The sequence below is a fragment of the Ulvibacterium marinum genome (assembly GCF_003626755.1).
GTDB classification, from domain to species: domain Bacteria; phylum Bacteroidota; class Bacteroidia; order Flavobacteriales; family Flavobacteriaceae; genus Ulvibacterium; species Ulvibacterium marinum.
In genome coordinates this window covers 1498860-1510787 of the sequence record NZ_RBCJ01000001.1, presented here as the reverse complement: position 1 = coordinate 1510787, position 11928 = coordinate 1498860, and the positions used below count along the sequence as shown (strand labels likewise).

Sequence of the window (11928 nt, the reverse complement as noted above, 5' to 3'; positions counted from 1 at the left end):
ATTGTCCAAAACGGGCAACAAAAATTCAATTTAAACAAGAGCAAATGAAAAATTTTAGTACCCTATTGATCGCAAGCTTGCTTTTCAGCATATCTCTGAGCGCACAGAAAGAAATCGAGATGGAATTGGATGCCTTCGATGAAATCAAGGTGTTGGACCAAATTAATGTGACTTTAATAAAAAGTGATAAAAATCATGCGCACATAACAGGAGACGATACGGAAAAGGTTTCGATCAAAAACAAAGAAGGGCGTTTGAAAATCGATATGGAAGCCGATAATTTCTTGGATGGAAACGAAACCAATGTGACCTTATACCATACCCAAGACCTTAGTCTCATCGATGGCAACGAAGGTGCCAAAATCGTTTCTGAAGGCACAATGGAATCAAAATATCTCACCATTAGATCCCAGGAAGGTGCAAAGATCCATCTTGCCGTAAACGCACGAAATTTAGATACCAAAGCCGTTACCGGTGGGGAAATCACGGTAACGGGAACAGCCGAAAATCAAGAAGTAACCGTACGTACGGGAGGCGACTATAATGCGAAGGACCTTTCGTCCAATCAGACGGATGTAACGATTCTTGCGGGCGGAAATGCTATCGTTAACGTTTCCGATTACGTCGAGGCCAACGTAACGGCGGGCGGTACCATAGAGATTTATGGGAACCCGGAAACGGTCAAGGAAGATAAGACCTTCGGCGGATCCATTATCATAAGACAATAATTTTAGTTTAGTTGGTTGGTTAGTGTAGGGCCGAAGTGTATTGCTTCGGCTTTACTGTATCGACAATATTGTAAGTAGCTTTATCATGAACGAAAACGAAACCACGATTTCAGAGTCACTCGCTTCATTTTTTGATCAGTTCATTGAACAATTGCCCGGCATAGGTTTAGGTATTGTTATCATTGTTCTCGGCCTTTTGATAGGTTCATGGATCGGACGGTTTACTCGAAAAAGAATAGCGGCCACGACCGAGGATCCGCTTATGAGCCGGTTTCTGGGCAAAGCAATAAAATATACGTTGATCGTCATTGCCATAATGCTCGCCTTAAGGGCAGCTGGTCTTGGCGGTATCGCAACAGGCATACTGACCGCCGCCGGAGCGAGCGCGGTCGTGTTGGGCTTCGCCTTCAAAGATATCGGCGAAAACTTCATATCGGGAATCATACTTGCATTTAATAGGCCTTTTGAAATCAACGATACGGTTGAGATCGGGGAAAATTTTGGCAAGGTCAAAGCGTTGGAATTTAGATACACCAAATTAAAGACCTTCGATGGCAAAGATGTCTATATACCCAATAGCGATGTGCTTACAAAACCCGTTACCAACTTTACCGAGGATGGTTTTTTTTGCGATGGGATTTTATTATCGGCATCGCCTATGAAGATAATATCGAAGGAGCAAAAGAAACCGTCATGAAAGCCTTAAGGGAAGCTCCGGATGTCATAGAAGACGAGGAGCACGAAAACTTCGTGATCGAAGACGAATTGGATACCAGTACCGTAAACCTTAAAGTCTTTTTCTGGGTCGATACCAAGGACTTTAGACGAATGGCCCTAGTTACCAAGGGCATTGTGGTAAAAAACGTAAAGGAGGCATTGGAAGGTGCCGGGTATTATATGCCTGCCGATATTCATGAAATCAAACTATATGGTGGCGAGACTGAATTTCCGGTTAGGCTAAACGCCAAAAACGGGACACTTTCCGACGAGAAAGATTCCGTAAAGCCTTGAAAGAGTAAACTTTAAATTCCGAACCATTTATAAAAACTGACAAAAACAATTGATGCAAGACACGAACCAAAAACCCCCAGTACATTTAGACGCGCTAATCGCTGCATTTCAAAAAAAAGACATTGCGGCCTTCGAGCATTTGTACCAAATGTACGCGGAAAGCATGTGCGGTGCCATTCATTATATCGTAAAAAACGAAAAGGACGCCCAGGATATCTGCCAAGAAGTATTCATGAAAATTTGGGATAACGCAGAGACGTATGACCACTCAAAAGGGCGATTTTTTACATGGATATTGAGCATTGCAAGGAATGCGGCTATCGACCGTATAAGATCAAAAGCCTACAAAAATCGAAAACAGACCATTTCATCACACACCTTGCACAATTATGCCGATCACCGGGCGTATCAGGTGGAAAGTAAATTAGATACCCAAGGAATGGAATCGTTGATGAAAAGCCTCAGTGAAAAATGTAGACAGACCATTATCCTTTTTTATCTCAAGGGCTATACCCAAAAAGAAGTCTCTGAAGAATTGCGAATTCCCCTTGGCACGGTCAAGACACGAAATAGAAGTGCGCTGTTGAAGTTGCGTAGGGCTGTTGAGGGAAGGGTTTTAACTATTAACAATTTAACGGTTGATTGATAGTCATCGCCCAAGTTGGCGATTCCATTCTAGCTCTAGAAATTCATCCGAAAAATTTGGTTCGCCCAAAAGCCAAGCATCAATCATGTCTTTATGAAAAAATTTTTGGCGAATGTGTTGGTTGTTTCCAGTAGGAATTAACTTTAGTTGCGTAAGCTTATAAATTTTGCTTTTGGAAAGACCCGTATAATTGGCAAGATCCTCAACATTGAAAACCTTTTTATTATAGGACAACAGTCTTTTTATGTCCTTCAGTAGCTCTAATACATTATTATCGTCGTTCATAACATAAATTTTAGACGGAAATATAAATAGATGGTTATTAACAAGGCCTTAATTACTGACATGTCAGGGTAAAAAAGTCAAATGTCAGTCAGAAATTCGAAGAAGTCGTCAACGTGCTCTCGATACTCCTTGTCCGGTATGTTGTCGCTATAGGCACTCGTCAATCCCTTTTGAGTGATCAATTTGCCCTTGTTGTAGATTCTATTTGACTTTTCAAACGATGTTAAAGTCACTCCCTTTTTCAGCCTTTTTATCTTTTCTAAAATGTATTTTAATTCCGCCAAGTTCATATCGAAATGAACTACATCATGATGTTCGTCAAAATTCAAGGTCATGACATTATAGAACTCTTGGTAGCTCGTCAATTCTTCATTCACATATCCGTATTTTTGAAGATAGGCAAATAGTTTTTTGAAGACCAAGTGATTCAAATCAAGATTGAAACCCTTAACCTCTTCCCTAGTTCTGGTGTTTTTCTTACCCAATCTTTGCTCCATTCTCAGTTTAACGGAAAAAAAAAGTATGATAATACCATAGAGTATAATGGGAATTATTGCCCATAGCAAATTATCAAAGCCATTATAAAGAAAAACTGAAACAATCAAAAAAGGGACTAGTAATAAAACCAATAAAAAGAAAATTCCATTATGACCTCTGTTCAAGAACGATGACATAGCCGAATTGACCCTATTCCTACCAGAAAGAATAACCAATAATGCATCTACTATCTTGTCAAGAATCCTGTACATTGAGATAATTCTAATGTTTTAAAGGTAAAGAAAAGTGTGGATTTGTGTAATCCTGCTAAAAGGAGGGTGTATGATCTATCTAGAATGTAGTATTAAAAAAACACTACTGCGAAGAGAAAAAAGTAAGGAATACAACTAAAAAAAGCTATCGAATTCTCGATAGCTCATGTTTATAAGGTTTGGAAGTGACTCGGATTTGCGAATCTCTAAGCGACCGGCAGGAATTACAGTAACAATGCAGAAGCCTCGTCTATAACAGAACTATCCAAGTCTTTGAGATAGGTTTGTGTTATTGCTAAAGTCTCATGTCCTAATGCCTCACTTATTACGTCTGTGGCAACACCTAATTGTTTCAATGAATTGGCAAAAGTATGCCGAGCCACATAACTTGTCAAATTGGTATCTATTTCACAATGAAATGCTATTTCCTTTAAGTCCTTGTTGTATTGCTTCCTAGTTTTGTGCTTACGGTTTTCAATTTGCATAGGTGTCAAATTATCCTTTAGCAGTATTGGAAACACATATTTGGTGTTTAGGCTATTTTCTTTGTAGTAGTCCAATATGTTCCTAACGGGAGGTAGAATAGTAATATTGAAAACCCCTTTCGTCTTAGATCTTGTATAGCTAATTTTATTGCTGCTAATTTGACCCCACTCTAAAAGCATCTGATCAGTAAAGTTCATGCCACGGGTATAAAAACTGAAAACAAACAGGTTATGACTAAGAATGAGGTGGGGATATTTGATAATGTCCATTTTGACGATTTTCATCATTTCCTCATATTGAAGTGCTTTTTTTATAGTATTGCTCTTAAGCCTCGAAATTTTATATTTCTTAAAAGGATAGTTTTCGTTTAGCATTCTCCCAATTTTAGTTTTAGCTTCACTTCTAGAGATTGCGAGATTGTAGACTGTTCTAATAGATCGCATCCTGACACTAATGCCCCCATTTGTTCCTCCCTGAGAACGCAACTGGTTTTCGTATTTCTGCAAGAACGCTATATCAATTTGCTCAAACCTTAACTGAGTACTACCATTGAATTTTTTCAATGCTGCGAAACTGTGTTTGTGTATTCTCGCGTCTCCAGTTCTTCCGGCAGCGTTTAAATCCTCAATTAAATCGTTCCAGAAATAAAAAAAGTTATCGATAATTTGAGCAGGTTTTGCCGATGAGATGAACGCTCTCTCAAAATCACTCAATGAAAAATCTTCGTTTTCATATTCAAGTTCAGTATAAACTTTTAATGCCTTATCCTTGAACTTTAGAAGCACGCGATTACTCTGAAGATAGTTTGCATACTTTCGCGTAAATTGTTCCGCTTTTTCATCGAATTCTTCTGGCAAAGCTTGAAAAATTGTTTTAAAGAATTTTGATTTCCTATTTTTGGTCACACGGATTCTAACGGGATATGTGCCATTTGCTCTTTTGACTTTCTGTAAAACTACTTTGATTGCGCCCATAACTATTATTTAATTGATTTGAAATCCGTACAACATCCGTACAACAATTGTGCTCTTAAATATATGTCAAATGTTTTCAGATGAAAAGGAAATAGTTGTAAAATATTGATTTTCAGACCATAAGAAAGCAAATGAAAACAAATGAAAATTAAAAACGTCTTCCTTCTGAACACCCGGTAATAAGCGACAATAGAAAAAAATTGATAGAAACAATCTTCCAAAGTGTATGTACTCTGCTCATATTTTCAACTTCATATTAAAATGGATTTTTCACTAACCTTTATCTTTCTTCATACCCCGAGAGCCTCTAGAAGCCAGGACTGAAACTAAATAATTTGAGAAAAATCAATTTTAGTTTCTTTAATATATGATAATTCAAACTCTTGAATTAACCGCAAAAAATTCTTGTTTTGACCATGCAAATATAGGTTAAAAAAAAATATTACACGTGTTCTATATTAAGAATACTATCTTAATATAATGATTATATTCATATAGTATCCTTGCATCGAGAAACCTGACTGGAAAGGCTTGGACAAATTTTAAAAACCAACGGTCCATTAATTTCTCGACTAATATTAACGACGAGTGTTGTACCCGCCTCATCAAATCGCAGCAAAATCTTTTTTCTTTCGTAAGGTATAGAACCAAAAAATCAGACTTGTGCAAACTGTTATCAGTGCTCCGCCCAAATATGATATGTCATTAGGTAGATTAAATCCTTCCGGTGACACCAAAATATAGGAACTACACACCATTGTCATGAAAAGAGCCGGGAACAAGGTTACCCAATAGGCCTTGCTTTCGTAAATGAGGTACGCTGTAATCGTCCATAGCACCACTGTTGCCAAGGTCTGATTGCTCCATGCGAAATAGCGCCAGATAATGCCAAAATCAATTTGGGTGAGGGCAAAGGCAATCACGAACAGAGGGAAACTTATAAAAAGTCTGTTCTTTATTTTTTTCTGGTCGGATTTAAAAACATCTGACAAAATCAGACGGGCTGATCGAAAAGCGGTATCTCCTGAAGTAATCGGGGCCGCTACGAGACCTAGCAAAGCCAGTATCCCGCCAATACCGCCAAGCATATTGAGCGATATCTCGTTCGCCGCCCAGGCCGCGTTATTATCGTTAGCTAACATTGCCGCATTTAGTTCGGACACATTGCCAAAAAAGGTCATCGCGGCGGCGGCCCAGATAAGGGCTACTATCCCTTCGGTTATCATAGTGCCATAGAATATTTTCCTTCCCAAACTTTCATTCTTCATACAGCGCGCCATCAAAGGAGATTGAGTGGCGTGAAAACCCGAAATGGCTCCACAGGCAATGGTTACGAATAGTATTGGAAACAAAGGGCTAGCCTCTGGATAGGTGGTCATATTCCGGATATTGCCGGGAACAAGTTCGGGAATGTGGTAGTCCCCGAAAAGTAGTGGAATCAATAGCCCAATGGCCATCAACAGCATCGCTACCCCAAAGACAGGATACAGTTTGCTTATAATCTTGTCTATAGGTAGTAGTGTCGATAATACATAATAGACCAAAATAATGCCCACCCAAATCCAGATGCCACAGACATTACCTGTCATTCCGTCGATAATCTTTGCAGGACCTATTAAAAAAACCGTACCAACAAAAATCAATAGTATTACGGTAAATAGGCGCATAATCTGCTTCATCTTGCCCCCCAAATATATACCTACGATTTCGCTGATACTCAAGCCATCATGGCGAACTGAAAGCATGCCAGATAAATAATCGTGGACTGCACCAGCAAAAATACTTCCGAATACAATCCAAAGAAAAGAGGCCGGACCGAACATAGCACCGGCTATGGCCCCAAAAATAGGGCCTAGTCCTGCTATGTTTAGAAACTGAATCAAGAATATTTTCCAGGCCGATAGGGGTACAAAGTCAACGTCGTCCCTCAATCTTACAGCTGGTGTCTCACGATTTTTTTCAACTCCGAATATTCTTTCGATAAACTTGCCATAGGTAAAATAGCCTATTATAAGAACGCAAATCGATATAATAAATGAAATCAATCTTACAGTGAATTAATCGGGTTTGGATTAATTTTTAAACCTTTCTATATTTTATTTCTTGTGGCCGCTTGTTCTCCAATGCCGCTTGACCAGCAACCTGTCCTGCTGCCTCACCCATGGCTACCGCATTGCCAGTGACCCTATAGCTTGCATGGGCGAAAAAGTCGCCGCTGATACATCTTCCCGCCATCATCAATCCATCAACATCTTTGGCTATCAATGCCCCTAACGGAATTTCATAGGGTTTGGATTTTATGCCATGTCCACCATACCCACCTCCATCTTTTTTTTCCAAGGAATGTACGTCGACGCCAAAGTCAACGCTACAAACGCCATCATCGAATTGAGCCCCTTTTATTAAATCTTCTTTGGTTATCATGTACCTACCATGAATTCTTCTACCCTCCCTGACCCCAATCTGGGAAGCAGTTGAAACAAGCCTAACATTTGACCATACACCACCTAAAGACCGAAGCCCGTTAACTATATTGTTAACTTCTGCCCGTGCCTCGATGGTAGCCTTGCTGACCTGTTTTGCATCTAGGATGGATACTCCATATTGATGGTTGGCCATCATGGCGACCAGTCCATCCCTTACCCCAAAAAGAGTTGGTTTTGTATAACTGGCATTTAGTCCGGCCCGTTCAATTTCGCTGTACAAGAAGTTCTTTTCCGAAGCCGTAGGATAGCCTATTTTCTTCATTAGGCCACCGTTATTCAGTTCGTCTTCCTTAACCCCTGTCAACAAAGCCATCAATGACATAGGCTGCGTTTTACCTGATTCAGGATGTCCGATATCGAAGTAGCAACCTGCTTGGGCGGCCAGTTCTCCATTCCCTGTAGTGTCGATGAAAACCTTTGCTTTCCAAGCTTCCCTGCCCGAAAAACTCTCAGTTGTAATATATTCCAGACTATTTTTGGCATTTTTATAAGCAGCAGTCACTTTGGTATGAAGCCTTACTTCCACACCGGCATCCAAACACATTTTATCCAGTGTCCACTTCATTAATTCTGCATCATAGACTTTTGCAAAATGTTGCGCATCACTTTTTTCAAGGTTATTTACTAATTCCTTCATGATACCCGGCTTGTTCTCATAGTCTATGATATAGCTTAAGAGTCCCGTAGTCCATATGCCACCAAGGCAACCATACATTTCAATCAGGGTTGTTTTGGCCCCTTGACGGGCGGAAGCTATTGCAGCGGCAATACCGGCCGGACCGCCCCCGCAAACGATGACCTCGGTTTGCTTGGCAATCGGCAAACTTCGGGAGGGCTCCATAAAACCTTTGTTTATGGAGAAAGGTATACTTTTATCTTCTCCCAATGCACCGTGAACCGGCAATGCAGTAGCAGCTAGCAGTCCTGTTTTGATGAATCTTCTTCTATTCGTTTCCATATACCATATTTTTGATTATTAAATAGAACCGATTAAAATGAATTATAGTTCTTGACTCTTTATCGTATCATATATTTTAAGCAAAAATGCTCCTCTGGTAAGCGGATTTTCTTCCAAATAAACTTCCATCTCATTTCTTAATTTGGTGGAATCTAGCCTTTCCATCCACTTTTCGGCCAATTGTAGCTCTAAAGGTTCGTTAGGTTCCAATTCATGGAAAGGAAACGCATAAGCGTATTGCGTTCCCCTGATACTTTTGTAGGTTTCAGTACCGGGCATTTCGTTTTCCTTCATAAGGTATACATCATGTAAAAAACCGCGTACCCCCAAAAATTGCGCCGCTTCAAAATATGGGGAATCGCCGTCTATATCCGAAACGTATGCTGTTTTGGCTTTGTTCTGATGTAATAAATCCTGCACCTCTTTGACATCCACTTTTGAAATGGAAATATCTTTTTCCAAAGCTAAATGGGCGGTCAGACCGGTAGCTTGACCAAGTGCTGTCCATGTCGGTTCCAATCGTAGGCCACTGAAACCGACATGGCTTGCTGATACGGCAACAGAAACCAAGAGGTTGGAAAAGCCTTTTGGTTTGATTACGCCAAAAGGTATTTGAAACGGCGGAGGTATAAAATTAAAATCCCCTTCCGCAATGGAAGGATAAAGAGAACCTGGAGAGACCCCATGGCAGTTTAGTGCATAGTCGCCTATGGCAATGGCATCTTCCTTTAATGCAACGATCAAGGAATTTCCGATGGTATTAACATCATTTTGGGTAAATACATATTCCCCCATAATTCTTCTTGCTTCTCTAATGTAGAGCCTTGGCGGAAAGTTGTTGGTATCGATAAATTCGTCTTTGGCCAGACCCCATCCTTTGGCCTCATTTTTATATTTTTTGGGGACCGAAGAGTCGTTTTGGATAAAATAGACCATGCCAAGAATATGCTCTTTATGCCGTTGGATAATTTTTTTTCGAGTTTCCCAATCGCCGTCAGGGTACTCGTAGTTTTCTCCCAGCATAGTCATTCTGACCGGTGCGTTTTTGATGTCATTTACATCGGCCTTGTTATTCGGTAACATTTGTGATCGAAAAATACCATCACGACTTTTTTCAATAAAAACTTGGGATACTTTTCCCTGTTTTAAAACATCCGAGATTGGTAGATAATCTTCACGAACATAGCCTTTTGGCCTTTCTATTTTGGTCTGGTTCTTTGGGTCATTGGTCATAATCAACCTGAAATTATAAGCCTGAACCCTATGGTCGCCCTCGCCCGAACTACCTACCAAAATTTTTCCTTTATCAAAAAAAAGCTTGCCAGCAAAAGGTTCTCCGTATTCTCGACGGGATTCCCTTCCTATGCGATATTCTGCACCTGCATAGGCCGCCAAATCACCCTCATAAGTTGCATCAATAAATATTTTTCCATTCAGGATAACCGAAGTATTGGATTCCAGATCTGTACATACGGCTGCTTTAATTACTTTTGTTCCGTTCTCCGGTTTGTCCATTAAAGCGGAGTGTAAACGATGGTTTACCAAAACCTTTATATTCGGAAATTCATCGAGCATTTCCTTAAAAATCTGAAGGGTAACATGTGGTTCTGCATGGATGCCGCCATGACAATCTTTAAATTGTTTGGATCTCTTTCCATATTTATCCAAATAGTACTTTTCAACACGTTTCATATAATCTTTAAAAGTACCGCCCAAGGCTTCGTAGGAAATAAAATCCGTAAACGATAGACCACCGGTCATAAGACCACCAATAATAGGATATTCTTCGACAATAACTACTGAATGACCATACTTTGCAGCATTGATCGCCGCGGCCATACCTGAAAAAGTGGCACCTGCTATAACCAAATCATACTGGTTTTCGAGAACTTTCCCCTGAATTGCTTTAACAGGGTTCAAATAAAACATGAGAAAAACCAAAATAATCAGTTGACCCATATTTTTCTTAAATGGATTCATCATTAACCAATTTTTTTAGACCTTATCAGTGAGTTCTTCATAATGAATTCTGTTCCGATTTTAAAATATCCGTAAGTGTTCCTTACCCTATGAGTTAATTTAAATAATCGAACAAAAGGGGGTTAAAAAATTCAACCCCCTTCGTTCAAAAAACTAAACTAACTCAACAAACTAAATTATTTCGCCCATACTAACTTGGTGCTGCTACCGAACAAGGTCGAAAAGTTCACATCAGAAGGTGTATTGGGATTTCGTGTAACTTCTGAAATCGGATATAACATTCTATTTGCCCGTCCTTCAGGATTAGTTGCCGGAAAGAAGTCGAATTTTCTGGTTTCATTGTAGGCTTCTATCCATTGAAATTTAAAGAGGTAGATATACTTCTGGGAAATAATTGTTTCCAACGTTAGGCCCCCTTCCCCAGGAGACACTTCTGGATAGCCTAGATAGGATGAAACATCGGCGGGTTCGATTTGGACCTCGGCACTAAAATCTGAAGATTCTTCCAAAGCCAACTGAACGGCCTCTTGATAGGCACTATATGCTTCCGAAGTATTTCCTAATCTAAAATTGGCTTCCGCTTTTATAAATAGGAGCTCATTATAGGTTAAAATAGGTAACGGAGCCGCAGTAGATTTTAGAAACAAAGGTTTGGAATAGATGGCACCATCCAATCTAGGCTCTCCAAAATCGGCATCTGCTACCCCGCTTGGCGCCGGTATCCGAACACCACCAATAGTCGAGAACCACAAGATAGACCTCGGGTCTTCCTCGATTATTGCGTTTGGTGCGAAAGATAACATCACATCATAAACATTGCCTACCGCCGATTGTGGCTGACCATTTTGACCGACCGCATAGGGGTTTCCGTTTTCCAAGGAGCTATTGTAAATTGTGATCGAAAAATTCTCATCGGCTGACGCAAATGAACTACCAATAGCCGAAAGGGCGTTTTGGGCAGAGCTGGTCGCATCCAAATTGCTTAGTTTGTTGTACAATCTAGCCTTGAGCCCATATGCTGTCTTTGTCCATAAACTTTGATCCCCATTGAACACCAAATCATCTTGCGCGGGCGGATTTGAATCTGATTTCCCCAGATTCTCTATGGCGGTATCTAGAATTTCGTGTATTTGCGGATATAAAGTTTCATGCGCTTCGAATACAGGATTTCTTATTTCAGATTGTAACGCTTCCGAAAATGGAATATCTCCGTACAAATCTATCAACGTAGTCAAAGTAAAAGCCTTTAATATGTCTGCAATCCCCGCATAGGTCCAAGCTTCATTTTCTGTAGCTTTGGCTTTCATAAATTCAAGGTCGTTCAGCATTAAATAGCCATTTTCCCAACCCCTAGCACTTGAACGTTCCAAATCGGTATAACTGTTAAAGCCTAGTACGCCGCTAGTCTGTTCTGACATGAATCCGGCGTGGATAGCTCCCTCCCTTCCAACTATTTCGTTGCTATACGATATAATCAGTTGGGGCAACAAAGAATTCAGAGGTGCATCATTTACAACATTTGGGTTGGTATCAATTTCTGTAAGGGTATCCTCACTACAAGAGGAAAACAGACCAATAAGAAATATTACTAAAGTGAATCTTTTTATATTTTTCATGATTTTTTA

9 protein-coding genes and 1 pseudogene are annotated in these 11928 nt (G+C 40.0%); 3 read left to right on the top strand and 7 right to left on the bottom strand.

Going from position 1 to position 11928, the window contains the following annotated elements:
* Positions 1-44 precede the first annotated feature (44 nt).
* From D7Z94_RS06470 to D7Z94_RS06460, 3 genes and pseudogenes are all read left to right on the top strand, one after another.
* Complete coding sequence (locus D7Z94_RS06470; protein WP_120710668.1) at positions 45-728, top strand: head GIN domain-containing protein; 684 nt, start codon at positions 45-47, stop codon at positions 726-728.
* A gap of 85 nt (positions 729-813) precedes the next feature.
* Positions 814-1739: pseudogene (locus tag D7Z94_RS06465) on the top strand (mechanosensitive ion channel family protein).
* Between the two features lie 52 nt (positions 1740-1791).
* Positions 1792-2385, top strand: coding sequence for an RNA polymerase sigma factor (locus tag D7Z94_RS06460; RefSeq protein ID WP_120710667.1), 594 nt, complete (start codon positions 1792-1794; stop codon positions 2383-2385).
* 3 nt (positions 2386-2388) lie between these two features.
* Here the strand turns inward: D7Z94_RS06460 and D7Z94_RS06455 are convergent, their stop codons facing one another.
* The 7 genes from D7Z94_RS06455 to D7Z94_RS06425 form a co-directional block, all read right to left on the bottom strand.
* On the bottom strand, positions 2389-2670 hold the full coding sequence (locus D7Z94_RS06455; protein WP_120710666.1) for a helix-turn-helix transcriptional regulator: 282 nt from the start codon (positions 2668-2670) through the stop codon (positions 2389-2391).
* 77 nt (positions 2671-2747) lie between these two features.
* Positions 2748-3419 (bottom strand): hypothetical protein, encoded by a 672-nt coding sequence (locus tag D7Z94_RS06450; RefSeq protein WP_120710665.1) that lies wholly within the window; start codon positions 3417-3419, stop codon positions 2748-2750.
* Positions 3420-3643: 224 nt separating this feature from the next.
* Complete coding sequence (locus D7Z94_RS06445) at positions 3644-4879, bottom strand: site-specific integrase (protein WP_120710664.1); 1236 nt, start codon at positions 4877-4879, stop codon at positions 3644-3646.
* Between the two features lie 605 nt (positions 4880-5484).
* Positions 5485-6924: a carbon starvation CstA family protein gene (locus tag D7Z94_RS06440; protein WP_120710663.1), complete on the bottom strand. Its 1440-nt coding sequence runs from the start codon at positions 6922-6924 to the stop codon at positions 5485-5487.
* Positions 6925-6958: 34 nt separating this feature from the next.
* Entirely contained in the window at positions 6959-8323 is a 1365-nt protein-coding gene (locus tag D7Z94_RS06435; RefSeq protein ID WP_120710662.1) for an FAD-dependent oxidoreductase, read from the bottom strand.
* Positions 8324-8365: 42 nt separating this feature from the next.
* Complete coding sequence (locus tag D7Z94_RS06430; protein ID WP_120710661.1) at positions 8366-10306, bottom strand: FAD-dependent oxidoreductase; 1941 nt, start codon at positions 10304-10306, stop codon at positions 8366-8368.
* A gap of 173 nt (positions 10307-10479) precedes the next feature.
* Complete coding sequence (locus D7Z94_RS06425) at positions 10480-11919, bottom strand: SusD/RagB family nutrient-binding outer membrane lipoprotein (RefSeq protein WP_120710660.1); 1440 nt, start codon at positions 11917-11919, stop codon at positions 10480-10482.
* Positions 11920-11928: the final 9 nt, after the last annotated feature.

What these genes read in the sequence shown, in the direction of transcription:
- D7Z94_RS06470 (WP_120710668.1), top strand. Translation starts at nt 45, where the DNA reads ATGAAAAATTTTAGTACCCTATTGATCGCAAGCTTGCTTTTCAGCATA.
- D7Z94_RS06460 (WP_120710667.1), top strand. Translation starts at nt 1,792, where the DNA reads ATGCAAGACACGAACCAAAAACCCCCAGTACATTTAGACGCGCTAATC.
- D7Z94_RS06455 (WP_120710666.1), bottom strand. Translation starts at nt 2,670, where the DNA reads ATGAACGACGATAATAATGTATTAGAGCTACTGAAGGACATAAAAAGA.
- D7Z94_RS06450 (WP_120710665.1), bottom strand. Translation starts at nt 3,419, where the DNA reads ATGTACAGGATTCTTGACAAGATAGTAGATGCATTATTGGTTATTCTT.
- D7Z94_RS06445 (WP_120710664.1), bottom strand. Translation starts at nt 4,879, where the DNA reads ATGGGCGCAATCAAAGTAGTTTTACAGAAAGTCAAAAGAGCAAATGGC.
- D7Z94_RS06435 (WP_120710662.1), bottom strand. Translation starts at nt 8,323, where the DNA reads ATGGAAACGAATAGAAGAAGATTCATCAAAACAGGACTGCTAGCTGCT.
- D7Z94_RS06430 (WP_120710661.1), bottom strand. Translation starts at nt 10,306, where the DNA reads ATGATGAATCCATTTAAGAAAAATATGGGTCAACTGATTATTTTGGTT.
- D7Z94_RS06425 (WP_120710660.1), bottom strand. Translation starts at nt 11,919, where the DNA reads ATGAAAAATATAAAAAGATTCACTTTAGTAATATTTCTTATTGGTCTG.